The following is a 26,356-nucleotide window of genomic DNA, read 5'->3' on the forward strand; positions in this document are numbered from 1 at the left end:
TTATTCATTGTCATTGTATATCGAAATTTCGCTCTCGCCGCCGGCTTTCATATAGCCGCGGTACATACCCTCGGTATTAAACGGCATTGCCACATTGCCCTCGGCATCAATAATTATTACACCACCGGTGCCGCCAGCCTGTTGCAGAACGCCGTGAATGACTTCATCGCCCGCTTCAGTTACCGACAAACCTTTGTATTTTACCCGCGAACAAATATCCGCAGCAACATGATGGCGAATAAAGTACTCACCGTGCCCCGTTGCTGAAACGGCACAGCTTTCATTATCAGCCCAGGTACCTGCACCAATAATCGGCGAGTCACCGATTCTACCATAACGTTTTGCTGTCATACCGCCGGTTGAGGTTCCGGCACTCAATAAACCGTCTTTATCCACAGCAACGGCACCGACCGTGCCATATTTGTAATCCAGATCCAAATACTGCCAGGCCTGCTGTTCAGGCTGCTCGCTCTTTTCTATTTTTTCTTTTGCTTTTAATAGCTGCTGATAACGCCGCTCAGTATTAAAGTAACTGTTATCCACTAACTCAAGCCCCTGCTGTTCTGCAAACTGCTCAGCACCTTCGCCGCTGAGCATGACATGAACAGATTCCTCCATCACTTCGCGCGCCAGATGGATAGGGCTTTTTACGGTTTTAACCCCGGACACAGCACCCGCATTACCGTTTAGGCCTTCCATCAACGAGGCATCCAGCTCGTGTTCAGCATCCCAGGTGTATACCGCACCCACACCAGAGTTAAACAACGGTGAGGCTTCCATTACCTGAATGGCAGCAATAACCGCATCGGTACTGCTGGCTCCTTGTTCCAGCAAGTCATATCCTGCCTGCAGTGCCTCAGCCAGTTTGTCACGATAAGCCTGCTCTTGTTCATCACTCAGATTTGCCCTGGTGATGGTACCGGCGCCGCCATGAATGGCAATAGCCACATCCTGTTCGTGTTTATGCTGATCGGCCATAGCAGCTGTGGATCCGAACATTGCCATAGCCAGTACTGAAGTGAGTAGTTGTTTTTTCATAAGATTTCCCATTTGTGGTTTTATTATTATCTGTCAACCTATTACAGTGGATATTAAACCAAAACGCAATGTGATTAATGGAGCCTATATGCCTACTTATCGTGTTAATTATCAACACATCGGTTCTGCAGGTGAAATTACCGTAGAGGTGCCGACCGAAGCCGCTGCAGGATCAGAACAAGAACTTGAAGATACCGTTGCCAAGCGCGTCGGCGAGCGAATATTGCCCCACGCCGAACTGGCAATTCGCCATCAGGATGAGCGGACAGTGGCAGAAAAATTAGCCAAAGCGTATGATTTGGTGATTAGCTCATACACTCGGCTATAATAGCGGGTTAACGCACCTTTGGCTCAGCCATCTCTGAATATACTAACGGTAGCCGACTTTTATGCAGTCAACTTTTTACTGGCACGATTATGAAACCTGGGGTGCTAATCCGCACCTTGACCGGCCCGCTCAATTTGCCGGTTTAAGAACCGATGATCAGTTTACCCCTGTAGGGCGGCCTTTAAAGCTCTATGCCCAGCCTACGCCGGACTTTCTTCCCAATCCGGAAGCTGTGCTGGTGACTGGAATAACGCCACAATTAGCTCTCAATCAGGGCGTCAACGAAGCCAGTTTCAGTCAGGCCATTGAGCACGAGTTCAGTCAGCCGGGAACGACGGTGATCGGGTATAACAATATCCGTTTTGATGATGAAGTCACGCGTACCCTGTTTTACCGCAACTTTTATGACCCATATGAATACAGCTGGCAAAACGGTAATTCACGCTGGGACCTTATTGATGTAACCCGGGCCTGTTTCGCGCTGCGCCCGGAAGGCATTGAGTGGCCTACTCGCGACGATGGCCGGGTTAGCCTGCGGCTCGAGCACTTAACTGCAGCCAATCAAATTGACCATGGTCAGGCTCATGACGCCATGTCCGACGTCCATGCAACCATTGGCCTGGCCCGTCTGATTGCTGAAAAACAACCCAAGCTATGGCAATGGGCCTATAAAATCCGTCGCAAAGCCGCGTTGCTTGATTTGTTTAACTGGCAGCAATTGCAACCTCTGGTACACGTCAGCGGCTTTTACGGCAGTCAACAACGTTACTTAAGCGTTATTTTACCGATTGCCTTTCACCCCCGGCAAAATAACGCAGTCATTAGCTGGGATCTGCGGCACGACCCGCAGCTCATTGCTGATCTCAGCATAGAACAAATCACCGAGGCCCTATACGCCAACAAGCAGCAGCGCCAACGTCAACAGTTAGCACAACTGGGTCTGCAAATTATCAACTTAAGCCGTTGTCCGTTTTTAGCACCGCTTAAAACACTGTCCGGGCCGGCAATACAAGCCGCTCAGCTTGATATGGACACCATCGCACAACGGGCAGACCTGTTACTCAACCAACCTGACTGGCGCGATAAGCTGGTAGCGGTATACGAACAGCAGAGCACCTTCAGTGGCACCGGGGACGTCGATCAGCAACTTTATCAGGGCTTTTTTAGCCAGCAGGATCGCAACAATATGGCCATGATCCGCGCCTGCAGTCCAGAACAGCTGGCCGGCCTGCAACTGAACACGGAAGACAAGCGGTTACCTGAGTTGCTGTTTCGCTATCGGGCACGAAACTTCCCCGCTACCCTGTCCGACCAAGAGCTAATGCGATGGCGGCAGTTTTGCCAGCAGAGGTTACTGGAGCCGCCAGCGGGTATGCTCTCCGCCGAAGACTTTATGTTACGGCTTCAACAACTGGCTGAAACCCAACAGCAAAGCAGCCATAAAATGCGCTTACTAAAATCTTTATACGACTATGCCGCTTCGCTGTGATGTGATAAAACAACAGAATGTTGATTTTCTTAACACATTCTGATGAATAAAACCTACCGTCAGCACCACTACGACTACATCATCGTTGGTGCCGGCTCAGCAGGCTGTGTACTGGCCAGCCGGCTTACTGAAAACCCCCGCCACCGTGTTCTGCTACTTGAAGCAGGTTGCGGTGCCGGCGGTTTTTTTTCGGATATGCCCTCCGGCTTTGCCCGATTTATCCACAGCTGCAAATTTAACTGGCTGTACCGCAGCAAGTCAGAACCCGGCTTACGTCAGGGGCAAGGCTTATATACCCCGCGAGGCAAAATGCTGGGCGGCAGCAGTGGCATTAATGCGATGATTTATACCCGCGGCCTGGCGTCGGATTATGACGGCTGGGCAGCTAAAGGTTGTCAGGGCTGGGCTTACCACGACATGCTCAAATATTTTAAAAAAGCGGAAGGTAATCAGCGCGGTGTCAGTACTTTTCACAACCAAAGCGGGCCATTAAAAGTTTCTGATGTGAAACCCTGGTATCCGGTATCGCGGCAATTTTTAGCGGCCTGTGATGAATTCGGTTTGCCCGCTAATCCTGATTTTAACGGTGAAAACCTGGAAGGCCATGGTCCTTATCAGTTTACCATGGATAATGGTAAACGCTGCAGCAGTTACCATGCCTACCTGCTACCGGCATTAAAACGCAAAAATTTAACCGTGCTAACCGAGTGCTCTACCGAGCGTGTCCTGTTTGCTAATAAACGCGCAACCGGCGTCTGTTATCGTCGTGCTGGCCATCGATATGTCGCCAGCGCGGCCAAGGAAGTTATTGTTGCCGCCGGTACCTTTAATTCGCCGCAAGTACTCTTGCGCTCGGGCATCGGCCCCGCCGCAGAGCTGGCCCGGCACGACATCGAACTAACCTACGATAGCCCGGAAGTTGGCAAGAATTTGCAGGAACATGTGGATGTTTCCCTTCATGTCCGCAATCATCAAAACGATGGCATGACCCTGACGCCCTGGGGCTTAATAAAACTGGCACCGTCTTTATTTCAGTATCTGTTCCGCCGCTCCGGGCAGCTGGCTCATTCTCTGGCTGAAGTTGGCGCCTTTTATCGTTCTGCCGAACAAATTGCCGAGCCGGACATCCAGTGTCACCTGTTACCGGTGATGTTTAACGACAGTGGATACGACTGGTGGCCCACCTTGCGTAACGGTTTTACCTGTCATGTGTGCCTATTGCGCCCGCGATCCCGCGGACAAGTGACACTAAATCCAAACGATGTTATGAAAGCGCCCCAAATCGAATATGGGTTTTTACGCGACGCCGATGATCGTCGTGACTTAATCAATGGTGTCCGCAAAGCGCTGGAAATACTGCAGCAACCGGCTTTAGCCGCGCATAACGGCGGCATTTTATTTCCAAAAGCTGAGTCCAGCGATGAGCAGTTATTGGCACAGATAAAAAAACAGTGTGGGTTAATTTATCACCCTACCAGCACCTGCCGCATGGGCAGCGACAGCACGGCGGTGGTCGACAGCCAGTTAAGGGTTAATGGTGTTACAGGCTTGCGGGTTGTGGATGCCTCGATAATGCCCACCGTTATCAGTGGCAATACCAATGCGCCGACTATCGCCATAGCAGAAAAAGGCGCCGACTTAATTAAAGCCGACGCCTGAACCTGCGCTTACTAACAACAGCTAGCCCGTTCAGGCGCTGCTGCCCTGCTTTTCGTTATTCACCCCAATACGGAACAAGCGCGCTAAGGCCGGAATAAGAATAAGTGCGCCCAACATATTCCATAAGAACATGAAGGTCAGCAGTATTCCCATATCAGCCTGAAATTTGATTGGGGAGAAGATCCAGGTAGCGACACCAATAGCCAGCGTCAGGCCAGTGAAGGCCACTGCCTTGCCGGTATGTTCCAGCGCGTAGCGATAAGTATCCTGCAACGACACTCCCGGTTGCAGCCCTTCTCTTACCTTACTGTAGATGTAAATACCGTAGTCAACACCGATACCAACCCCGAGGGCAATGACCGGCAAGGTTGCAACTTTAACACCGATCCCAAGAACCGCCATTAAGCCCTGACTCATTACAGTAGTCAGCATCAGCGGTAAAACAATACAGGCAACCGTGCGAATACTGCGGAAAGTAATTAAGCACAGAGCAATAACAACACCATAAACCCACAGCAACATTTTTAACTGCGCATCTTCAATGACAGAGTTTGTCGCCGCCTCAATACCGGCATTACCGGCAGCCATTAACAATTCTATGCCTTCCTGCGGGTGCTGCAGCTTAAACTCCTCAACCGAAGCGACCACCTGTTTAAGGGTCTCTGCTTTATGATCATCAAGATAAATAATGATTGGCGCCATTGAACAGTCATTGTTTATCAGGCCGTCAGGAATACGGCTAAGGGATGCGTTAATGACAAACTGATTACGGTTTAGGCTGAACCACTTCATATTGCCTTCGTTAATCGCAAACATGCCCATTTTGGATACGTAAACGATCGACTTGACGTCCTGCACCCCGGCAGTATTTTCCATATGCCAGCTAAAGCGGTCCATCAGCTCAAGATTTTGATACGCAATACACTGCTCTGGTGCAGTTTCTGCCATAACCACGAAAATATCAGTACTGGAGCTGTAATTTTCGACAATATACGCATTATCCTGATTATAACGGCTGTCAGGACGTAACTCAGGAGCGCCTTTGTCTAAATCGCCAATTTGCAAATGCTGACTCTGATACAGGCCCCAGCTGAGCATAATTGCGGCAACCACTAACGCCGAGTAAGCCCATTTCGGGCGAGCAAATTGCTCGAAAAAATGTACGATCGGGTGCTTGTTTTGCTGAGCCTTGCGCTGGTACTCGACGCCGTGCCGGGAAACACCGAAATAGGACATCAATATTGGCAGCAAACCGAGATTAGTCAGCACCACAACAGCCACACCAATACTGGCCGCAATCGCCAGCTCTTTAATCACTTCAATTTCAATAACCATCAGCGTGGTAAAACCAATGGCATCACTGGCAAGTGCTGTCAATCCGGCAATATAGAGGCCGCGAAATGCCAGCCGCGATGACTGCAGTTTATCGTAGCCCTGAGTGCGGTTATAACTGATGGCGTTAATAATTTGCACGCCGTGAGAAACGCCAATAGCGAATACCAAAAAGGGCACCAACATAGAATAAGGATTGATGCCACTGCCGATTAAATCAATAATGCCCAACTGCCAGATAACAGCGATAATAGAACAGGACAATACCGTCAGGGTACTTCGCCAGCAACGGCTGTAGGTGTATAGCATGGCCATGGTAATGGCGATTGCTAATAAAAAGAAAAGACCGACTTGATAGGCCCCTTCAATCAAATCTCCAATTAGCTTAGCAAAGCCGGTAATGTGGATATTCACCGAGTCTGAGGCATATTTATCACGTACTAAGTTTTCAAGTTTTTCTGAAAACTCAGCGTAATCCAGACTTTCACCCGTTTCAGGGTTTACTTCATCCAGCGGAACATAAATGATGGTCGACTCAAAGTTATTAGCCACCAGATTACCGACTTCACCGGACCGTAATACATTCTCCCGAAGTTGTTCGACAGACTCCTCTGAGCCGTCATAACTGTCCGGGATAACCGGGCCGCCGACAAAGCCCTCTTCCGTAACCTCCATCCAGCGCACATTCGGCGTCCACAAACTGCGCAACCCGGACCGGTTAACGCCGGGAATAAAGAAGATCTCATCGGTAATATTTTTTACCGTTTCCTGGAACTCCGCATCGAATATGTCACCTTCAGTGTGCTCTACGGCTACCCGCACGACATTGCCCAGACTAGCCAGGTCTTCCTGATAATCAAAGTAATTTTGGATGAAGGGATGCTGAGTCGGGATCATTTTGGTAAACGAGGCATCCGGCCGCACCTGAGCGGCGTTATAGCCTAGTATCAGAGTAACCGCTGCGAATAACAGTAACCAGGGCAGGCGAAATTTAAACAGCAGCTTTTCCAGCCAGGCAGGTTTTTTATTATACACTTTATTGTCCACGTTACTGCGCTCCCTGACTCATCAGTTCAAGTGTCTCTTCATCCTGCCTGACCGGCCAATACAACATACCACTGCGTCCGGTTAATATTTTTTCACCTTCAACCGAGACAATATCAGTCAACACAGAATTACTGGGATGCTGGTGGGCTTGTACCGAGCCATCAGCTGTTATCTCAACCATGATGCCGGAGTTGCCCACCAGCCAGGTATCCCCGTCGGCATTGGTGAAGCCGCCGGATAAATTATCGCCAACGGTGCTGTTCACGGCCTGGTAGCTATCACCTAGGGTGTCACTATAAAAAACATTTCCACGCAGTCCGTAGAGCCAGATGCGTCCGTTCTTTGCAAAGTGAGTGCCGAAAAATGAGCCGGGATAAGGGGGCGCTACGGCGTCCCAGCTTTCTCCGCCATCCTGACTGCGGTAAGCGTTGCCGGCCTCACCGGCAATAAAGACCTGATCGCCCTGAGAGGCAATAGCGTTTAAATGATAGCCGTCCGGATTATTAATCCGATCGTTCAACAGCTGCCACTGCTGACCGCCGTCCTTACTTATCACCAGTGTATTATAAGCGCCGACAGCTATTATATGATCAGTAGATAAAGCAACCAGATCGAGAAACGGCTTAGTCGGACCTGATTCGCTAAGTGCCGATTCTACATTTTCAAGCTGGAATTTAGCAGTATCCAGATCCCACTCTAAATCCGCAATATCCGATTGTTCAGCGCGCTCTATTTGCGCCTGTAGATTTTCTACCTGTTGCTGAAAAAAGGTTTTTTGTAACTGCAATAACCGAAAGCCGTCCATTACCCGTTGCCAGCTACTGCCACCATCGGTTGTTTTTAAAATAACACCGTGGTGGCCGGTGGCATAACCCACCGATTGATTAAAAAAGGTCACGCTGGTCAGTAATACACTGGTCGGAACAGACGCCTGTTGCCATGTGCTATCCTTTTTGTCGCGATAAATAATGTTGCCGTAGTCACCGACAGCAACCAGACGATCGCCTGCAGCAGCAATTTCGATAAGAACCGAGCTTTTTATTTTTGTTGGTGTTGATGTCAGTGCCGGTGCTTCAATCACTTCGTAATCGGCAGCAGCGCTGTTACTGGCGCCACTTTCCTGTGCGATTGTGTTTACACTCAAAAGTCCTGTGAGTAACAACCCGACATGGGTTGGAGACAAACCCATGGAACCTCCTGCTTACCTAAGATGTCATAGGATTGTATAAGGTTGAGATTATTTGGAAACCTTTTTTGTCCAATTTCCCGCTTTTTTTCATTAAACTATTGCTTGACAGGTCGAACCTCTGGCACAGTGATGAACGAAAGTAGAACAACAAGGAAAAATACAATGAATAAACTGATACTTAAAGCAGGCGTTTTTGCCCTATCGGTTATTTCTGTTAGTGTTGCCGCAAAAGTCAGTCCTGAAGAAGCCGCTCGTTTAGGTCAGGACTTAACGCCTATTGGTGCCGAAAAAGCTGCCAATTCTGATGGTTCCATTCCTGCGTGGGACGGCGGGTTTTCAAACCATGATGCCGACGTTGTGCGCGGTACCGACCCTTTTGCCGACGACCAGGTGCTGTTTACCATAACCCACGATAACCTGGACCAGTACAGTGACCACCTGACTCCGGGTCAGCTCGCCATGTTCGATAAATACGACACCTACAAGATGCACGTCTACCCGACTCGCCGTAGCGCAACGTATCCCGATAACCTGTGGCCAAAAATTCAAAAGAATGCGGAAAACGCTGAACTAGTCGCCGGCGGGAACGGAATTCAAAACTACGAAACTACGACGATACCCTTCCCGATACCGGAAAGCGGTGTTGAAGCCGTATGGAACCATATTACCCGTTTCCGCGGTGGCGCAGTAACTCGTAACGTGGCTCAATTCCCGGTACTGTCAAATGGCGATTATGTGCCGGTCGAACTGAAAGAAACACTGGTTTTCCCGGAATATTTAAAAACCGGTCGAGAAGAAGAAGACGACAACATCTTATTTTACTTCCTCCAGGAAGTTGAGGCACCGGCCCGACTGACAGGGACTGTATTATTGGTTCATGAAACCATTAATCAGGTTAAAGAAGGTCGCCGTGCCTGGATATATAACGCGGGTCAGCGCCGTGTCCGTCGCGCCCCGAATGTTGCCTATGATGGCCCGGGTACCGCAGCCGATGGCTTACGTACTTCCGATAACCTGGATATGTATAATGGCGCCCCGGATAAATATAATTGGGAGTTGAAAGGGAAAAAAGAAATTTACATTCCTTACAATAACTTCAAAATCATGGACCCGGAGCTGGACTACGAAGAAATTATCCAGGCTGGTCATATGAACCAGGATCTTATCCGTTATGAAAAACACCGGGTGTGGGAAGTAGAAGGTACGCTAAAAGATGGCGAGCGCCACATCTACTCAAAACGGACCATGTACCTTGATGAAGATACCTGGACCGCTTCAATTATCGACCATTATGATGGCCGCGGTGAATTATGGCGGGTAGGCGAAGCCTTGAATACCCAGTTCTACAATGTTGACGTGCCCTGGATGGCTGCGGAGGCTTTGTATGACTTAAGTTCGGGCCGTTACATCTCGTTAGGTCTGGGCAACGAAGAGCGTGAATACATGGAATGGGATATCGAGCCGCAACGGTCAGACTTCTCAACCAACGCACTACGCCGCACAGGTATTCGCTAACAGGTGCTTAACCTCGCAGCTTAATTAAGCAGAAAAAGGCCTCTTTCGAGGCCTTTTTTGATTTTTCTCTCTGTTTTTATTACAGCGATTTACTTTTCCCAGTCACCGCTAAGCTTATCCAGACGCGCCATTAGGCTGGAAGTATCCCAGCGCCCTCCGCCCATTGACTGTACCTCGCCATAAAACTGATCCAGTAATGCCGTTACCGGTAAAGCAGCACCGCGGCGTTCGGCTTCGCTAAGCGCAATACCCAGATCTTTACGCATCCAGTTAACAGCAAATCCATGATCGTATTCCTGATCCCACATGGTGCGGTACCGATTCGCCAACTGCCAGGACCCTGCCGAACCTGCATTAACAGCCTGCACCAGCTTATCCGGATCAAGGCCTACTTTGCGGGCTAAATGCAGTCCTTCGGCAACGCCTTGCACTACGTTAGCGATACACACCTGGTTGACCATTTTTGCCAGTTGACCGCTACCTGCAGGACCCATTAAGACACGCGTTTTAGCGTAGCAACTCAACACCTGTTCAGCGTTATCAAAGGTTTTCTGCTGACCACCAACCATAGTTGTCAGAACACCATTTTCAGCGCCTGCCTGACCACCAGACACCGGCGCATCCAGGAATTCACCCTGCTTTTCGCGCACCGCTTGATCTAACTCTTTGGCTAACTCGGCCGATGCTGTGGTGTGATCAATAACCACAGCTGCAGGCTTTAAATTGGCCAGTAAACCATGTTCACCATAAAAAACACTGCGCACATCATCATCGTTACCCACGCACACCATGACAAAATCGCTGCCCTCACAGGCTTCGGCGGGTGATGTTGCCATGCGGCCCTGATATTCACTTACCCAGGTTTCTGCTTTACTTTGTGTACGGTTATAAACACAAACATCAAACCCATTGTGCTGTAGGTGGCGTGCCATGGGATAACCCATTACTCCTAAGCCAATAAATGTACATTTCATTGTGGTTTCCCTTTTATGTCGTGGGTTTTTGAATAAGCCAGTGCTGATAACGGCCCAACTCCCGAAACGGTGACTGTTTATTGTAATTAAGTTCTAATTCAAGCAGTTCGTCAAAGCGCTGCTGATCGTCTTTATTGCGTAAATAGTCGTGAAAACAGCGCACCCCGGTTTTATCAATTATTTTTAGGCCATTGGCGTCAATCCAGCGCTCTACCTGTCGGGGTTCATGTGGTGTCTGAGGACTCAGTCGCACAGTCTTTTTAACATTTAAATCACGGGCTATGTAGTCAAAGTTACCATATATGGCATTCGCCATTAACTTGGCATTGCGGTTATAAAACATAAGCGACAGATAACCGCCGGGTTTTAGTAACCGATTTAACTGGTTTATCGCTGTTTCGCCATCTTCCAGCCATTCTAAAACCGCATGACATAAAATCAGGCTGAATTGCTGCTCCGGCAATTGTTCCGGCAACTCTGATAACGGCGTAATAAGGTACTGTGCATTACGCTGCAGCCCCAGTTGCTGATGGCGCTGTTGCGCTTCATTTACCATATCGGCGGAAATATCGGTATGGATAACATGATGCCCACGCGTCAAAAACCACTCATTGACCTGCCCAAGACCGGCTCCGACATCCAAAACTGTGCGTTTTTGGCCCTCAACAAAGGGCTCAAGCTCACGCTTTAATACAGCCATTCGCAGCCGGCCTTTACTGCTGCCATAAATCGAACGCGCAAACTTTTTACTAATGCCTGAAAAATCGCCGCGACTGCTGTTATTTTTTTGTTTCATTGCCGGCTACTCATGCGGGATTATCAATGTCGATAAACTGCACCTGGAGATCAAATTGCTGTTGCAGATGTTGGCCCAGCGCTTTGACACCATAACGTTCGGTAGCGTGATGGCCGGCTGCAAAGAACGCTATACCCTGCTCCCGTGCACTGTGTACCGTTTGTTCTGATACCTCTCCTGTGATAAAGCCATCCACGCCTAAAGCCGCGGCCTTATCGATGAAACCCTGTCCTCCACCGGTACACCAGGCTAAACGGGTTAATTTTCCGGGTTTGGCTACATAGCAGGTTAAAGGCCGTTGCAACCGTTCTTCCAGCTGCGCCTTTAAGCCGTCACTACTGATTTCAGAGCAACCGCCCAGCATCAAAGCACAAGCCGGATCATTAGGGTCCGCCGTGCCCTGTGTTGACCAACCCATCAGCCGCGCCAGTTGAGCATTGTTGCCAAACTGGGCATGAACATCCAGCGGCAGATGATAAGCCAGTAAATTGATATTATGTTGTAGTAAGGTTTTTATTCGCCGCTGCTTCATTCCGGTAACAGGAGCCGCTTCGTTTTTCCAGAAGTAGCCGTGATGCACCAGCACAGCGTCTGCGCCCACGCTAACCGCTTGGTCCAGCAAGGCCTGGCTAGCGGTAACTCCTGTGACAATCTGCTGAATATTTTCTTTGCCCTCGACTTGCAGGCCGTTAGGACAAAAGTCGTTAATCCTGCCAACGTTAAGCTGTTGATTCAGGTAGTCCAGCAGCTCATTGCGAGCAATCGCCATGTCAGTAAATCCTTCAGAATTAGGTTGTTAAACACGATTCTACCGTAAATTAGACAATAATCCGAAAAAACGGTATAACAATAATTGTCGTTTTATTTTTACACGATAATGTTATTTTTTTGCTACCGAATAGGAATTCTTGCATGAGCAAACTGGATAAAGAAAAGGTTTTAGCTGACTATACAACGGCTTATAAAAAAGCTTATGGCAAAGAGCCTTCAATTGAGGCAAGTAATGGCTGGTATAGCGTTAATGGTAACAAGAATGTTCGTCTTGCCCAGCTAGCTGAAGAAGCGAACACTCTGGCCACGGTTCGCAACACAGAAAAGTCGCAGCAAACTCCGGCCTCACCGACTAAAGCGGTATCTTCCGGAAATGGTTTGACAGCAAAGCAATTGTGGAAACAAAAACTCGAGCAGGACGCCACTGCCTGTCGGTTGCCGCGCGGGACCGTTTAAGCTAATGGAACAAAGAGCGCTGGCTATAAAACATCGGGGTTTTTGCCAGCGACTTTGTCGATAGGTACGTGTATTTTTCGATAACGGTAAACAAGAAATTGCTTGCGGCTAAGCTTTACCTTTTCAGTGCCGAAGTCTGCCTGCGACACTAAAAACTCATCTTTACCCAGCTCCTCTTTCACAATACCTAATTTACCGGCATGTTCGCCACGCTTAACGAAGATAGTCTGCCCGTTAATCCGGGGGTTATTGTACGCAAATGTGGGTCCGCCCATGTTTACCGCTCAGTCCTTAATCTGCAGAACGCTGGATTATACGGACTTTATCGGCATTTGACAGCGTAACTTGATGTTTATTACTTGCGCCCGATGTAAAGGGTAATTTCACCGACATTGACACCGAACTTACTCATAGTGGTACGGTTGATCATATTGTCCTGGTCGACCAGATACATCCAGTCATCCAGGCTCAGATTCATCGTGTCACCGTCCATTTCTACCTGTAAGACGTACTGCCAATTTAACGCATTGCCGGCGGTAGTGCCTACAGCGACACCCTCGACATCATCAGCACGGCCTTCATAAGTGTTGGGGCCGGTTTTGGTCAGGTACCAGGTACGTTCCTGAGTACTGCCATCAGCATAGTAGAAAGTCTCCGCCAGCTCTCCTTCATTGCCGTCCCAACTGCCCTGCATTTCGACACGGAAGCGCTGAATTACGTCATCGGAATAGTCCTGAACGGTGCCATAGGCAACCAGAGAACCATTAAAAAATTCTTCTAACTTCAGTTGCGGAGTTCGCCCCTGATAGTCATCAATACTGGTTGAGCAACCGACTAAGAATAAGACACTGAACAAAGCACCGGTAAACCATCGTAAAATTGCCATATTATTTTTCTCCTGTGAGTTCTTGTCGCTCATCTTTAAAACGAGAGTCGGGAGATAACCAGATCGCCAAAAATTGCTCGGTAAAGGTTTCATGTTCGACAACACCCAGCTTTTTATCGTCCTGATAGAATTCCGCGTACCCATCGTCACTCTCGCGCAATAATAAGCAGTCGCCTTCTTTAATATCTGGCCAGATAGCACTCAGCTGTTCTAACCAGTTTGACCTTTCCGGGTGTGAAAAGCCCAGTTTATCCCACTCTTCGGCAGTGGTTTCTACTAAGTCAGCGGCCTTAATATCTCTGAGGTAATCCAACAATAAGGCTTTATTAAGTTGTTTACGATCCTGCCAGGAAAAGCTGCCCTTTTCAGTGTACAGGGTGGCATCGTAAACGTCCCAGAACCAGACACTTAAGCGAGTCTCGCCCACCCTTTTAAACTGCTCAGGTAAAGACTGCTCGCAGCTTGATGCGTGCACAGCGGCACTGAACGGGATTAATAAAAATAGCCAAATGACTAGCGTCTTCATATCACTAACCTCTCATTCGGACCGGCTTGGATGGCACGGCTGAAAAACAACATAAACAATGCCCATACCACCGCGTAAGTAACTACCAGAGCCGGTAAAGAGTCGGTCGTCCCTGCACCTATTCCTACCCCAACCCAGTAGGTAAAAGGCCCGGAAATAGCCCCTAACAGAGCAGCAAGCGGCGGCTTTTTGGCCAACCAGTCAAGAGCAACCGGAGCCATCGAGGAAAAGCCAACCCACAACAAGGTTAACCATAGCGGAAATAAGCCGCCGGTAAAGTCAACGATACCCATACTGATAGCAATCGCCTCAAGTAGCAGGCCAACCGCCAGTAACCGTAAAATCAGCCGTAATGATACTCTGGCTACCCACAGGCTGTAACTTAACTGAACCAAAACCAGAGCCATCGTCAGCCAGATATAATCTGTGCGGCCGGCGACTGCACTTAGCCAGATAATGTTAAATAGAACAAAGCTTACGACTTTATGCTTGATGGCACTATTCATAACGCGACTTCGTAGCTGTTAACTGAACTACCGATACCGTTTCTTCTAAAAAACCACCCTGACAATAACTGAGATAATAGTTCCATAACCGCGAGAAGCGCTCGTCATAACCTAGCGGCTCCAGTTCGCCGAATTTTAAATTAAAAGACTGTTGCCAGCGGCGCAGGGTCTCTGCATAGCTTTTACCCATATCATGAATGTCACGCACAACCATGTGAGTACAGGTTTTAAACAATTTTTGCATTAGCGTCAGCGATGGCAGGAAGCCCCCCGGGAAAATATGCTTTTGTATAAAGTCCACTGAACGGGCATAACTGTTATAACGTTGATCAGCAATAGTAATAGCCTGCAGGGCCATTTTCCCACCAGGCTTTAAGCGCTCGTTGCAGGTGCTGAAAAATGTCGGTAAATATTGTTTCCCGACCGCCTCTATCATTTCTACGGAGACCAATTTATCGAACTGGCCCTGCAAATCACGATAATCTTGTTTTAACAGGGTTATTCTGTCCTCCAGACCTTCTTCCTGAATACGCTGCTGGGTGTAGCGAAACTGCTCTTCGGAAATAGTCGTAGTGGTTACCCGGCAACCATAGTGCTTGGCGGCATGTATCGCCAGCCCTCCCCAGCCGGTACCAATTTCCAGAAGCTCATCATCAGCGCAAAGCTCAAGCTCAAGGCAAAGCCGGTCCATTTTATTTATCTGTGCCTGTTCCAGCGACTCGTCGGCGTGTTTAAACAGGCCACTGGAGTACTGCATATTAGAATCTAGAAAGCGACTGTACAGCTCGTTACCTAAATCATAATGGGCTGAGATATTCTTTTTTGCCTGCTGCTTATGATTACGGTTAGCCCAGTGACTGAGTTTATTCACAGGAAATGTTAACCAGGCGATACGCGACTCCAGTTTGTCCAGCGCCGCTAAATTAGACGCAAATACCTGAATGACTTTGGTCAGATCCGGGGTATCCCAACTTTTATCGATATACAGCTCGGCAGCACCAATACTGCCGCCGACCAACAAAGTCCGGTAAAACTCCGGTTTCTTGACGTCGATCTCTGCTTTCAGTGCGCTATCAGCCTGTCCGAACTGGCCGACCATATGGCCGCGTTCAGTCAATACTAACTGTCCGTGTTTTAAATGGCTTAACAGGCCAAAAGCGATTTGTCTAAACATTTTGTTTAAACCTTTAAATTCAAACGGGGCTGTTAATGCCGTTTCACCATTTGCCATGGTTTAGCCTCTTATCCTTTTTTCTTCGAGTGACCATAAAAGGGGACACGCTTAACAAACAACTTTAATGCTTGCCAATAAATGCCGCTAATAATTTTTATAGCCATTACGGGTGATGTCTTTACTACGTGATGAATCTGCTCACGGTTTAATGGACTACGGGATAATTTCATACCCGCGACAAAATCTTTTTCGTCCGTTGCCGCCGAAAGTTGCACAAACAGTGTTTCGCCGGGATCCGTCAGTTTCCAGCTGTAGGTCATATCCAGGGGATTAAATGGCGACACGTGAAATTCTTTTTCTGTGGTTGGCCGTTTTTCGCTCAGATCAACCAGGTAGTAGTGCCGTTCCAGCCACGGTGTATTACTGACCTCCGCAAGCAAATGAGTGAATTGTCCTTGCTGTTGCAGATAAAAAAAGTTTACCGGGCTGAAATAAAGACCAAATGTACGGATGTTGCCAAGAAAAAACACCCTACCCTGCAGCGGCTTGCCGGCCAAAGCTGACATTTTTATTAAGGCTGCCTGTTGCAAAGAGCCTGGCTCATCTTTTAAGTAATCACGGCGCCGGAACCACAATGGCGCAAACCCCTTGGTCGAAAACCAGGACGAACAGCGGTGTACCTCATCTAACTGGTCCAGCGCCAGGTACCACTGCATGAATTTATAATCGAAATCATGCTGTTTGGGGCGCAGCCGCCGGTGATAAACCTTCCCCCAGTAGACTGCGCTGTCGCTGTTGCCTTCTATGCTCACTGAGTCTCCACTAATCGCTATTCGTTAACCACGTTGAGTGTCGGATCGATGCGATTGACAACATCCAGAGCACTGCGAACACCGTCTTCATGGAAGCCATTATACCAGTACGCTCCGCAAAAGTGTGTATGCTGCTTACCGCAAATCAAATGACGTTGCTCACGGGCGCGCAGGGAGCTAATCGAGTACTGTGGGTGATCATAAGTAAAACGCTTGATCACCTTAGCGGGGTTAATTGCCGCTGTATTGTTTAGCGTCACGCAAATAGCCTGTTCACTGTCCAGACCCTGCAATATGTTCATGCTGTAGGTAACCGAGCTGGGCTGGCTTTCTGCATCGCCTTCAGTACGTAGCCGGTAATTCCAGCTTGCCCAAGCGCGGCGACTTTTAGGTAAAAGCTGTTCGTCAGTATGCAAGACAACATCATTGGGCTGATATTCAATGGCACCTAACACATCACGCTCTTGCTGGCTGGCGTCGTCCAACAACAACAGTGCCTGGTCGCTATGGGTAGCAATAATCACTTCGTCAAAATACTCGGTTTCGCCACTGGCAAACTGTATTTTAATTTGGTCTTTTTGCCGGAAAATATGCGTAATTTCGCTGTTCAGGTGCAAACGATCTTTAAAACCCTCGATCATCGGCGCAATGTAAGACCGTGAACCACCGTTGATGGTATGCCACTGAGGCCGGTCAGCAACATTTAGTAGCCCGTGGTTCTGAAAAAAGCGCAGGAAAAAACCCAACGGAAACCGTTCCGCATCAGCAATACTGGAAGACCAGATGGCCGATATCATTGGCAACAAATACAGCCGGGCAACATCCTCGCTGATGTCCTGTTCCCCTAAAAATTCTCCCAGCGTTTTTTGGTCGACATCTTCGCCGTCCATTAATGCCTGCTTAGCCGCTTTGTTAAACGATAAAATGCCGCTAAGTAATCGGTAAAAGTAAGGTTTAAAAAAATTACTGCGCTGAGCAAATAGCGTATTTAAGTTATGGCCATTGTACTCAAGCCCAGTGGCCGGATCGGTTACACTGAAACTCATTTCTGTATCACGCCAACAGACTTTTAGCTCTTTTAACAGGCGCTTAAAGCGCGGATAAGTCTGATCATTAAAAACTATAAAGCCGGTGTCGACCGGAAATGTCCGGTTGTTTAGGGTCACATCAACGGTTGCTGTATGCCCACCAATGTAATTGTTCTTTTCAAATAACGTAACTTTGTGCTTTTTACTCAAATAATAGGCGGCGGTTAATCCCGCGATACCACTTCCAACAACCGCTATCTTCATTCTAGTTCCTTGCCATACGTCGCGATAAGGCCACTTGCATTCCCTGAGGTAGCAACGACATCGTCTTTAACATTCCACTGAACAACCAGGGGAAACCAATATCTCTCTTATTCTTCGCAATCCCTTTGCGGATAACTCTGGAAGCATACTCAGCAGAAACCCGCATTGGCATTTCAAAATCGTTTTCATCGGTCATCGGTGTTTTGACAAACCCCGGTGACACCGACAGTACTTTGATACCGTATGCTTTGCCTAAATCAACCTCAAGGCTGCGGGTAATATAGTGGATCGCTGCTTTGGAACCACCGTAAGCTTCTGCCCGGGTAAATGGCAGCAGTCGCGCGAGACTACCAATAATTGCCAGTTGACTGCCCTTACCCATGATCGGGATTAAGCCTTCAACCGTGTTCATTGTACCAAAAATATTAACCCGGAATACGCGTTCAAACATGTCGGCGTCAAATTCAGTAACATCCAGATACTCACACATGCCGGCACTTAAAATTGCAATATCAATAGCTTCCTGCTGGCCCAGTAGCTCCACAGTTTTTCCACGATCCGTGATATCAAAAGCCAATGTTTCTATCTGCTCCGGATATTTTTTTTGTAATTCCTGCAACACCTCTTCGCGGCGTCCGCAGGCGATTACCTGATGACCCGACTTTGCATAATCGCAGGTCAGCTGTTGGCCGATACCGGAAGTTGCACCTGTTATCAATACTCTCATTCTGCCACCAAACGTTGCTTTATTTTATCAATAACATAGCCCACCAGAGGCACATGTTCATACAGCATTGCCCCTAAATCGTAATGATCTTCTTGCTGCCGAATTTTTTTGTCTTCGAAGTGCAGAGAGCTAACCCCCGGCAGCACGATTTCACCCCCATCGGCGAGCTTTGGATGAGCAAACCGCATTTGCCAGCTAAGATACGCTTTATCTTCACCTACTAGTTCATCATCAAACGCAAAATGGCAGTATTTAACATTCTCCATTGTGTGCTCGAAATAGGCTTTTAAGTCGTCTAGCCCGACAATCTGATGAATCGGATCAGTAAAATTCACCTCGTCATGATACAGCTCGCTCAGTTGTTCAAGGTTTTCCGATTTAAATTCGTCATAAAACGATTTTAGCGAATCGACCAGTTCTTGATTAGTCATTTTTCACCTGTTTAAATGTTGACAGAAAACGCTCTCTTGCCACGCTGTGGTCCACAATTGGCGCTGCGTAAGCGTTCTCAGGTTGCTTCTTTAGCCAACCGTGAGGCCAGTGAATATGCTGGGTTGGAACGGACTTAAGTTCTTTTATCCAAGTACGAATGTAGTCTCCGTCGGGATCAAAGCGTTCACTTTGCGTTACCGGATTAAATACTCGGAAATAAGGCACTGCATCGGTTCCCACCGAGGCACTCCACTGCCAGCCACCGTTATTAGCGGCAAAACTTCCGTCTATCAAATGCTCCATAAAGTACTGCTCGCCACGACGCCAGTCGATTAACAGATCTTTAACTAAAAAACTCGCGGTTATCATCCGCAACCGGTTATGCATCCAACCGGTTTTATTGAGCTGCCGCATGCCGGCATCAACAATCGGATAGCCAGTATTACCCTGACACCAGCGTTCAAACTCATCATTGGCCTGACGCCACTGCAGACCCTGGGTCTGTTGCTGATAGTTCTGGCCCTGACTTAAGCGCGGTTCGTGATACATTAAGTGCTGATAAAATTCGCGCCAGGCCAGTTCAGTTAGCCAGGTGTCAGCTCCTTTTTCAAGACCGTACGGGAATGACGGTGACTTTTGCTGCAGGCTACGTGCCAAAGTCTTGGGTGACAATACGCCTAATTCCAGATAAGCCGAGAGCTTTGAGGTGCCATCAACGGCCGGATAATCGCGCTGTTTTTGATAATCATCAATCTGGTGCCCGACAAATTGACCGAATTTACTCAAAACAGCCTGCTCGCCAACCGGCCAGTCTGATGTGTCAATACGCGGCAGTGGGCAGGCTGGCAAATCACTCACTTGCGCCGCCTTATCTGCACTGTTCAGGGCCGCGCGCGGACGGCTTGGTTGCCAGTCGTCTATCAACTCCACCTGCTTGCGCCAGGCTTTATTAAAGGGGGTGAACACTTTGTAATAGTCACCCTGCTTATTTTTTATCTGCTGGGGAGCAATCAGTAATAAACCGTGATAAAAATGACTCTTAATACCCTGCTGCTTTAGCGACGCAACTACTGCCCGGTCACGCTGGACTTCATCTACCGGGTATTCGTAATTAGCATAGACTTCTTTTGCCTCGACCGAGTCACAGGCCTCCGACAATATTGCAGCCGACTGCGAGAAGCTGTCATGAGTTTTTACCTCTAACGCAATACCCTGTTCCTTCAACTCGCTTTTAAACTGCTGCAGGTGACGCCACAGTAAATCAGCCTTGCGCGCCGACCAATGATGCCCCTTAAAAGTTTTTGCCGGTAGCAAAAAAATTCCCTGTACCCGGTCGTGCTCTTCGCAGGCAGCTTTCAAAGCCGGATTATCCTGAATTCTTAAGTCATGTCGAAACCATACAATCGCTGTCATATTTACACGTTCCACTGCTCATTTTGCATAAAGCTTATCGCTTACACTCAGTTGTTTTAAATCGACCATTGATAACGTAGCACTTAACATAAAAGTTTTCAGGAACTTAAATTAATCAGATCCAAGGCCAAACAAGATGCGTAATCACTGTCAACTTAAATGGCAAACTTTTTTTGGGGCCGTATGACGCAGCCGTATGAACAATTACCGCTATTTCCACTCACAGCGCACGTATTGCCCCATGGGAGTTTGCGCCTGAGAATTTTCGAGCCGCGCTACACCCGGCTGGTTAAGCGTTGCATGGCCGAACAGACCGATTTTGTGATTTGTATGTTCGATGCCAATGAAGGCAAAGACTCGCAAAAGTACATATTGCCCTACGGAACGGCGGTCTCTATCACCGACTTTGAAATGCTTGAAGATGGTTTTCTTGGAATTACTGTCGAAGGGAAAAGCCGGGTAAAAATCCATCAGCACCACCGCGAGCCTGATGGACTGAACATCGGCGAGTCGCAAAGACTACCAGCCTGGCAGCCAAAGCCAGCTACAGAGCAGCATGAACTGCTGATAAAGCGGTTGCAGGAAATTTATGCGACTTACCCTGAATTGGGCAGCCTTTATGAAAAGCCAAATTTTGATGATCTTAGTTGGTTATGCCAACGCTGGCTGGAAATTTTACCGCTTGATGTTTACACCAAGCAGGACCTGTTAAAGCATGATAATTCTGAGAACGTAGCACAATATCTGCTACAATTAGTCGCGTAGTTCACACACTTTTTTCTGCCATTGTTGATCCACTGACTACAGGGTCACGTAACTTGTATTACACTCAAAAAAGAATATAAGGTCGAGTTATGCAAGTGGTGTCAGAAAGAACTTCGCAACGGGGAGTTATGAAAGCATCCCAGCAAGACACTGCCGAGCGCGCAGCAGAACTGCTGTCCAAGGTAGCAGAAACTCGCAGCCGCGCGGCTTTTAGCGAGCTGTTTCGCCATTTTGCTCCCAAATTGCAGGCGTATGGTACGCGTCAGTTTGGCAACGAACAGGTTGCTATGGACTTAGTACAGGAAACGATGACTAACGTGTGGCATAAGGCACATTTGTTCAAGCCTGATCGCGGTTCGCCTTCTACATGGATTTTTACTATCGCAAGAAACATTCGATTTGATTTATTGCGAAAAAACAAAAAAAGAAAGGACGATATCAGCGCTGATGAGCTATGGCCTATATTGGCTGAAACTAACGACAGCTTAGACGATGGCTATGCGTTAGATAACGATGTATTAATGCAGGAAATAGCGCATTATTACGCACAATTACCAGACGCCCAGCGTGTTGTGGTAGAAAAAATCTATATCGAGGGCAAGTCGCAACAGGAAGTTTCAGACTCATTGGGTATTCCACTGGGTACTGTTAAGTCTCGTACTCGTTTGGCATTAAAAAAATTGAAAGAGTTAATCGTAGACCATGATTAAATCACATCCGAGTGAAGAATTATTAGTTAACTATGCGGCCGGCGATCTAACTTCTGCCATGACGTTGGTTTTAGGCACTCACATCGACATGTGTCCGACTTGCCAGCAAACCTTGTGCGAGATCGAAGAAGATTTATGCCGTAAGCATCTTGATACCGTGGTTGAAACCTTAACGGTACCGACTGATCATTATGAGGGCATGAGTAAAGCGCGTTGTGACAAAATGCTTGAGCAGATTTTTTCTTCTCAGGCCAAACCTCCGGTCAGGGCAGAAGAGCTGATTTGCCTGGAAGGCCGTCGCTTTGTATTACCGCGCACTCTTGCTCATAATCGCGGCCGGATTGGTGAATGGACCCATATGGTGGGTAAATTATGGCGCGCACCTATAAAAGTTGGTGAAAAAGGTCAGACGAACCTGATTTACATGGCGCCAGGGGCCCAGGTTCCTGAGCATACTCATAAGGGGCAGGAAGCCACATTAGTGCTTGATGGCGTGTTTAATGACGAGCAGGGCTCGTATCAGGACGGCGACTTCATTTTACTGGACGCGGAGCGAAAGCATAGTCCGCACACCAAAGATGAAGACTGCTTAACACTGGCAACATTAAATGCCCCACTCTACTTCACTTCTGGGGTCAGTCGTTTGCTTAATCCCTTCAGTAGCCTGTTTTTCAGGGGCTGAAGAAAAGGGGTTGAAGAAAATCAATAATCCGGCTTTGCTGTTTCTACGCGGTTCTTAAATTTTTGGCCCGGCTTAAAGCTGACAACACGCCGGGCTGAAATAGGAATGTCTTCCCCGGTCTTTGGATTACGACCGGGGCGTTCACTTTTTTCACGCAGTTCAAAGTTACCAAAGCCCGATAACTTAACTATTTCGCCACCTTCCAAAGCCGAGCGAATTTCTTCAAAAAAGTCCTCTACTAAGGTCTTGGCATCTTGCTTGTTAATGCCGTACTTTTCAAAGAGCACTTCCGCTAATTCTGCTTTGGTCAGCGCCATAATTTAGTCCCTCAAAATTGCGTCAAATTGGGTCTTTAACCGATTAACAAACTGCTCAACAAGAGCATTCACCTCTGCTTCTTCAAGAGTCTTGGTCTTGTCCTGCAGCGTTAATGCCAGTGCCAGGCTGCGTTTACCCGCCGGTACGCCTTCACCCTGATACACATCAAATAAGTTTAGGCCAACCAACTGGCTTATGCCAATACTTTCCAACTCGGTAAGTACTTCACCTGCCGCAATATCTTGATCAAGAACAACCGCTAAATCACGACGAATACTGGGGAATCGTGAAATCGTCTGAGCCACCGGAATACGCTTAATGCTGATGGCTTCGAGTAATATTTCGAACACAAAAGCACGTTGATTCAGACCAAAAGTTTTCTCGTATTGTGGATGCAAAGCGCCGATAAAGCCGACTTTCCGGCCATTTTTATAAATAGCGGCAGACTGCCCAGGGTGCAGCGCGTCATGTTGATCGGCGACAAAGCGAAATTCATTAGCCTCGCCGGTTCGGGCGATTAATGCTTCAACGTCACCTTTTAAGTCGTAAAAATCGACGTTGCGTTCTGCTTCTGACCAATTCTCAGGCACGGCTTTGCCGCTTTTAATACCGGCCAATACCGGTTCTTGTCTAACATCGTTTTCCGCCATCGGGTCGGGGATAAAGCGCAATCCCGTTTCGACCAAAGCTAACAGACTTTGCTGGCGTTTTTGATTATAGGCTACTGCATTAACCAGTCCTGGCCAAAGACTAAGCCGCATAGACGACATATCAATGGAAATAGGATGAGGTAAGGTTAAGGCCGGAGAATCGCTGAACAATAAAGCCTGATGCTTCGGGTCAACAAAGCTATAGGTAATGGCTTCCTGATAACCTCGCTCAACTAAAGCATCCACCAGTTGGTGTCGGCTTAACTGTGCTTCGGGGTGCTCACTCATCCGCAGTTGAGCGGCCGGAGCCTCTGCCACAATGCGGTTATAACCATAAATCCGCGCGACCTCTTCAATCAGATCTTCCTCAATGCTGAGGTCAAAACGATACGATGGAATTTTGACTTGCCAGCCCGCATCTTGCTGCTCAACGCCAAGACCAAGACGCTGTAAAATATCGGTAACTTGCTGCTCATCGATGTGCATACCCAGCAATTTGGCCAACCTGGCTGCCCGTAATGTGACGGTCGGTCGACTCGGTAAATGTGACTCAGCAACGGCTTCTACAACAGGACCGGCTTCTCCGCCTGCGATATCCAGCAATAACTGCGTAGCGCGCTCCATTGCCGTGCGTTGTAAGTCCGGATCCACTCCTCTTTCATAACGGTGCGAAGCGTCGGTATGCAAGCCAAAACGACGCGCTTTACCCAGAATAGCATCGGGCGCAAAAAACGCGCTTTCCAAAAAGACATTTTGGCTATGGGTAGTCACACCACTGTCCTGTCCGCCGTAAACACCGGCCATAGCGAGGGCTTTATGCTCATCAGCAATAACCAGAACGTCGTCATCTAAGGCTATCGGAGTGCCGTCAAGTAAAGTCAGAGACTCACCAGGTTGAGCTAAACGCACCTGGATGTCGCCCTGTACGTTATCGAGATCAAAGGCATGCATCGGGTGACCCAACTCTAACAGCACAAAGTTGGTTACATCCACTACCGGATCGATGCTGCGGATACCACTACGGCGTAACTTTTCAGTCATCCAGATGGGGCTTGGCCGGGATACATCGACGCCTTTAATCACACGACCCAGGTACCGCGGGCATTGTGCAGCAGCGCGCAGATGAATGGCACGTTGATCATCAATAGTCGGTGCCACCGCTGGCACTTTGGGTTCGTTAACAGGCAGCTGGTTCAACACACCAACTTCGCGAGCGATTCCCCGGATACTCAGGCAGTCACCGCGGTTAGGAGTTAAGTCGATGTCGAAGCTATTATCTTCCAGTGCCAGGTATTGACGATAGTCCTCGCCAACCGGAGCATCATCGGGTAACTCGATAATCCCTTCATGGTCATCCAGCAGACCCAGTTCTTTATAGGAACACAGCATGCCGTGCGAGGCCTGGCCACGCAATTTAGCCTTTTTTATTTTAAAATCGCCGGGCAACAAGGCCCCGACTTTCGCAACTACAACTTTAATACCCTGACGGCAATTCGGCGCGCCGCAAACGATATCCAGCAGTTCGCCGTCATTCGTATTCACTTTAGTAACTTGTAGCTTATCGGCATCGGGATGAGTTCCACACTCCACCACTTCACCAACAACTACTGTATGAAAGTCGGCCGCGACCGGCTCAAAACCATCAACTTCCAGGCCAGCCATGCTCAGCTGTTCACTTAATTCGTTGCTGTTAATCGGTGGATTAACCCACTCTCTTAACCATTGTTCACTAAATTTCATTGTTGCAACTGCCCTTTCATTGATTAGTTAAATTGCTTTAAGAAACGCAGGTCATTTTCAAAAAATGAGCGTAAATCGGTGACGCCGTAACGTAGCATTGTCAGGCGCTCAACCCCCATACCAAAAGCAAAGCCGGTATATTTCTCCGCATCAATACCAACGGCTTTTAAGACGTTCGGGTGTACCATTCCGCATCCCAATACTTCCAGCCATTTACCGTCTTTACCCATGACATCAACTTCCGCTGAGGGCTCAGTAAAAGGAAAATATGAGGGTCGGAAACGGACCTGTAAAGACTCTTCAAAAAAGTGTGTCAGAAAGTCCTCTAAAATGCCTTTAAGCTGAGTAAAGGAGACATCAGTATCGACCATTAACCCCTCAACCTGATGGAACATCGGCGTGTGAGTCTGATCGTAATCGTTGCGGTAAACACGGCCTGGCGAAATAATCCGCAGCGGCGGTTGCTCGACTTCCATGGTACGTATCTGGACCCCGGAGGTCTGCGTCCGCAGCATTGAGGAAGGGGTGAAATAAAACGTATCATGATCAGCGCGAGCCGGATGATTGGCCGGAATATTCAGCGCATCAAAGTTATGAAAGCCGTCTTCAACTTCAGGGCCTTCTTTTACGCTAAAACCCAGGTCTCCAAAAAACTGCTCGATGCGGCGAATAGTTTGTGTAACCGGGTGTACCCCACCCACCTGGGTGCCGCGACCCGGCAGACTGACATCAATCCGCTCTGCCTCGAGTTTGGCCTTTAATTCCTCAGCTTTAAGCAATTCTTTTCGTGCATTAATGCTGTTTTGCACCTGCTGCTTCGCTTGATTTATTTTTTGGCCGGCTTCGCGTCGTTCCGATGCATCCAGTTTGCCTAACCCTTTTAATAATTCGGTCAGCTTGCCCTTTTTTCCCATGTACTCAACCCGGACTTCATCCAACCGCTGCGGAGAGTCCGCGCTGGCGATGGCCTGTCCGGCCTGGTTAACGATTTCCTCTAATTGCATGGTTTTCCTCAACACCTACACTATGCGACTAAGCAAAATTTTAAAGGCTTTATTCTAGCAGAGTTTTGATCAAAAAAGGGAGCCTGACGGCTCCCTTTGAAATCTGTTCGTTTTCAACCATCCAC

At 48.2% G+C, this 26,356-nt stretch carries 27 protein-coding genes; 8 read left to right on the forward strand and 19 right to left on the reverse strand.

What is annotated here, in order from left to right; genetic code table 11:
• Complete coding sequence (locus LG288_RS06355) at positions 1 to 1,038, reverse strand: isoaspartyl peptidase/L-asparaginase family protein (protein WP_404399277.1); 1,038 nt, start codon at positions 1,036 to 1,038, stop codon at positions 1 to 3.
• A gap of 88 nt (positions 1,039 to 1,126) precedes the next feature.
• On the opposite strand from LG288_RS06355, the gene LG288_RS06360 reads away from it, so the two are divergent.
• The 3 genes from LG288_RS06360 to LG288_RS06370 all read left to right on the forward strand — a co-directional run bounded on the left by LG288_RS06360 (position 1,127) and on the right by LG288_RS06370 (position 4,514).
• Positions 1,127 to 1,366: a hypothetical protein gene (locus LG288_RS06360; RefSeq protein WP_404399278.1), complete on the forward strand. Its 240-nt coding sequence runs from the start codon at positions 1,127 to 1,129 to the stop codon at positions 1,364 to 1,366.
• 61 nt (positions 1,367 to 1,427) lie between these two features.
• A complete protein-coding gene (sbcB, locus tag LG288_RS06365) occupies positions 1,428 to 2,855 on the forward strand; it encodes an exodeoxyribonuclease I (protein ID WP_404399279.1) in 1,428 nt (475 codons plus the stop codon).
• A gap of 42 nt (positions 2,856 to 2,897) precedes the next feature.
• Complete coding sequence (locus LG288_RS06370) at positions 2,898 to 4,514, forward strand: GMC family oxidoreductase (protein ID WP_404399280.1); 1,617 nt, start codon at positions 2,898 to 2,900, stop codon at positions 4,512 to 4,514.
• 30 nt (positions 4,515 to 4,544) lie between these two features.
• Here LG288_RS06370 and LG288_RS06375 read toward each other — a convergent pair whose 3' ends face one another.
• Both LG288_RS06375 and LG288_RS06380 read right to left on the reverse strand, forming a co-directional pair.
• Positions 4,545 to 6,881, reverse strand: a complete 2,337-nt coding sequence (locus LG288_RS06375; RefSeq protein WP_404399281.1) for an RND family transporter — start codon at positions 6,879 to 6,881, stop codon at positions 4,545 to 4,547.
• A gap of 13 nt (positions 6,882 to 6,894) precedes the next feature.
• Entirely contained in the window at positions 6,895 to 8,082 is a 1,188-nt protein-coding gene (locus LG288_RS06380) for a WD40/YVTN/BNR-like repeat-containing protein (RefSeq protein WP_404399282.1), read from the reverse strand.
• Positions 8,083 to 8,244: 162 nt separating this feature from the next.
• Between LG288_RS06380 and LG288_RS06385 the strand changes: the two genes are divergently transcribed.
• Entirely contained in the window at positions 8,245 to 9,597 is a 1,353-nt protein-coding gene (locus tag LG288_RS06385) for a DUF1329 domain-containing protein (RefSeq protein ID WP_404399283.1), read from the forward strand.
• An 89-nt stretch (positions 9,598 to 9,686) separates the two neighbouring features.
• Here LG288_RS06385 and LG288_RS06390 read toward each other — a convergent pair whose 3' ends face one another.
• Genes LG288_RS06390 through LG288_RS06400 form a run of 3 tightly spaced genes read right to left on the reverse strand, consistent with a single transcriptional unit; the run spans position 9,687 to position 12,136 of the window.
• Positions 9,687 to 10,571, reverse strand: coding sequence for an NAD(P)-dependent oxidoreductase (locus LG288_RS06390; protein WP_404399284.1), 885 nt, complete (start codon positions 10,569 to 10,571; stop codon positions 9,687 to 9,689).
• Positions 10,572 to 10,584: 13 nt separating this feature from the next.
• A complete protein-coding gene (locus LG288_RS06395) occupies positions 10,585 to 11,367 on the reverse strand; it encodes a methyltransferase domain-containing protein (RefSeq protein WP_404399285.1) in 783 nt (260 codons plus the stop codon).
• 10 nt (positions 11,368 to 11,377) lie between these two features.
• The gene (locus LG288_RS06400; protein ID WP_404399286.1) at positions 11,378 to 12,136 is read right to left on the reverse strand and encodes a Nif3-like dinuclear metal center hexameric protein; all 759 of its coding nucleotides are present in this window, start codon (positions 12,134 to 12,136) and stop codon (positions 11,378 to 11,380) included.
• A gap of 143 nt (positions 12,137 to 12,279) precedes the next feature.
• On the opposite strand from LG288_RS06400, the gene LG288_RS06405 reads away from it, so the two are divergent.
• Positions 12,280 to 12,594 carry a hypothetical protein gene (locus LG288_RS06405; RefSeq protein ID WP_404399288.1) on the forward strand — a complete coding sequence of 105 codons (315 nt, stop codon included), beginning with the start codon at positions 12,280 to 12,282 and terminating at the stop codon, positions 12,592 to 12,594.
• A gap of 23 nt (positions 12,595 to 12,617) precedes the next feature.
• On the opposite strand, the gene LG288_RS06410 is transcribed toward LG288_RS06405, so the two are convergent.
• The 10 genes from LG288_RS06410 to phrB all read right to left on the reverse strand — a co-directional run bounded on the left by LG288_RS06410 (position 12,618) and on the right by phrB (position 20,362).
• Entirely contained in the window at positions 12,618 to 12,869 is a 252-nt protein-coding gene (locus LG288_RS06410; RefSeq protein WP_404399289.1) for a DUF3912 family protein, read from the reverse strand.
• 80 nt (positions 12,870 to 12,949) lie between these two features.
• Entirely contained in the window at positions 12,950 to 13,480 is a 531-nt protein-coding gene (locus tag LG288_RS06415) for a DUF3833 domain-containing protein (RefSeq protein WP_404399291.1), read from the reverse strand.
• 1 nt (position 13,481) lies between these two features.
• Positions 13,482 to 14,006 carry a chalcone isomerase family protein gene (locus tag LG288_RS06420; protein ID WP_404399292.1) on the reverse strand — a complete coding sequence of 175 codons (525 nt, stop codon included), beginning with the start codon at positions 14,004 to 14,006 and terminating at the stop codon, positions 13,482 to 13,484.
• Positions 14,003 to 14,512: a DUF2878 domain-containing protein gene (locus LG288_RS06425; RefSeq protein WP_404399293.1), complete on the reverse strand. Its 510-nt coding sequence runs from the start codon at positions 14,510 to 14,512 to the stop codon at positions 14,003 to 14,005. The genes LG288_RS06420 and LG288_RS06425 overlap by 4 nt, the downstream gene beginning before the upstream one ends.
• On the reverse strand, positions 14,505 to 15,743 hold the full coding sequence (locus LG288_RS06430) for a class I SAM-dependent methyltransferase (RefSeq protein ID WP_404399295.1): 1,239 nt from the start codon (positions 15,741 to 15,743) through the stop codon (positions 14,505 to 14,507). Before LG288_RS06430 ends, LG288_RS06425 begins: the two co-directional genes overlap by 8 nt.
• Positions 15,744 to 15,754: 11 nt before the next feature.
• Positions 15,755 to 16,498 carry a DUF1365 domain-containing protein gene (locus LG288_RS06435; protein WP_404399297.1) on the reverse strand — a complete coding sequence of 248 codons (744 nt, stop codon included), beginning with the start codon at positions 16,496 to 16,498 and terminating at the stop codon, positions 15,755 to 15,757.
• Between the two features lie 17 nt (positions 16,499 to 16,515).
• The gene (locus LG288_RS06440) at positions 16,516 to 17,790 is read right to left on the reverse strand and encodes an NAD(P)/FAD-dependent oxidoreductase (protein WP_404399298.1); all 1,275 of its coding nucleotides are present in this window, start codon (positions 17,788 to 17,790) and stop codon (positions 16,516 to 16,518) included.
• Position 17,791: 1 nt separating this feature from the next.
• The gene (locus tag LG288_RS06445; protein WP_404399299.1) at positions 17,792 to 18,517 is read right to left on the reverse strand and encodes an SDR family NAD(P)-dependent oxidoreductase; all 726 of its coding nucleotides are present in this window, start codon (positions 18,515 to 18,517) and stop codon (positions 17,792 to 17,794) included.
• Complete coding sequence (locus tag LG288_RS06450; protein WP_404399300.1) at positions 18,514 to 18,948, reverse strand: nuclear transport factor 2 family protein; 435 nt, start codon at positions 18,946 to 18,948, stop codon at positions 18,514 to 18,516. Before LG288_RS06450 ends, LG288_RS06445 begins: the two co-directional genes overlap by 4 nt.
• Positions 18,941 to 20,362 (reverse strand): deoxyribodipyrimidine photo-lyase, encoded by a 1,422-nt coding sequence (gene phrB, locus LG288_RS06455; protein WP_404399302.1) that lies wholly within the window; start codon positions 20,360 to 20,362, stop codon positions 18,941 to 18,943. The genes LG288_RS06450 and phrB overlap by 8 nt, the downstream gene beginning before the upstream one ends.
• 183 nt (positions 20,363 to 20,545) lie before the next feature.
• On the opposite strand from phrB, the gene LG288_RS06460 reads away from it, so the two are divergent.
• The 3 genes from LG288_RS06460 to LG288_RS06470 all read left to right on the forward strand — a co-directional run bounded on the left by LG288_RS06460 (position 20,546) and on the right by LG288_RS06470 (position 22,519).
• On the forward strand, positions 20,546 to 21,127 hold the full coding sequence (locus LG288_RS06460) for an LON peptidase substrate-binding domain-containing protein (RefSeq protein WP_404399303.1): 582 nt from the start codon (positions 20,546 to 20,548) through the stop codon (positions 21,125 to 21,127).
• An 89-nt stretch (positions 21,128 to 21,216) separates the two neighbouring features.
• The gene (locus LG288_RS06465; protein ID WP_404399304.1) at positions 21,217 to 21,837 is read left to right on the forward strand and encodes a sigma-70 family RNA polymerase sigma factor; all 621 of its coding nucleotides are present in this window, start codon (positions 21,217 to 21,219) and stop codon (positions 21,835 to 21,837) included.
• The gene (locus LG288_RS06470) at positions 21,830 to 22,519 is read left to right on the forward strand and encodes a ChrR family anti-sigma-E factor (RefSeq protein WP_404399306.1); all 690 of its coding nucleotides are present in this window, start codon (positions 21,830 to 21,832) and stop codon (positions 22,517 to 22,519) included. The genes LG288_RS06465 and LG288_RS06470 overlap by 8 nt, the downstream gene beginning before the upstream one ends.
• Before the next feature lie 20 nt (positions 22,520 to 22,539).
• Here the strand turns inward: LG288_RS06470 and LG288_RS06475 are convergent, their stop codons facing one another.
• From LG288_RS06475 to pheS, 3 genes are read right to left on the reverse strand one after another with little or no spacing between them, the layout of a single operon-like run.
• Positions 22,540 to 22,836 (reverse strand): integration host factor subunit alpha, encoded by a 297-nt coding sequence (locus LG288_RS06475; protein WP_404399307.1) that lies wholly within the window; start codon positions 22,834 to 22,836, stop codon positions 22,540 to 22,542.
• Positions 22,837 to 22,839: 3 nt separating this feature from the next.
• Positions 22,840 to 25,227, reverse strand: coding sequence for a phenylalanine--tRNA ligase subunit beta (pheT, locus tag LG288_RS06480; RefSeq protein WP_404399309.1), 2,388 nt, complete (start codon positions 25,225 to 25,227; stop codon positions 22,840 to 22,842).
• Positions 25,228 to 25,250: 23 nt separating this feature from the next.
• The gene (gene pheS / locus LG288_RS06485; RefSeq protein ID WP_404399311.1) at positions 25,251 to 26,231 is read right to left on the reverse strand and encodes a phenylalanine--tRNA ligase subunit alpha; all 981 of its coding nucleotides are present in this window, start codon (positions 26,229 to 26,231) and stop codon (positions 25,251 to 25,253) included.
• Between the last annotated feature and the right edge of the window lie 125 nt (positions 26,232 to 26,356).

The sequence above is a fragment of the Idiomarina seosinensis genome, assembly GCF_044797955.1.
GTDB lineage: Bacteria > Pseudomonadota > Gammaproteobacteria > Enterobacterales > Alteromonadaceae > Idiomarina > Idiomarina seosinensis_A.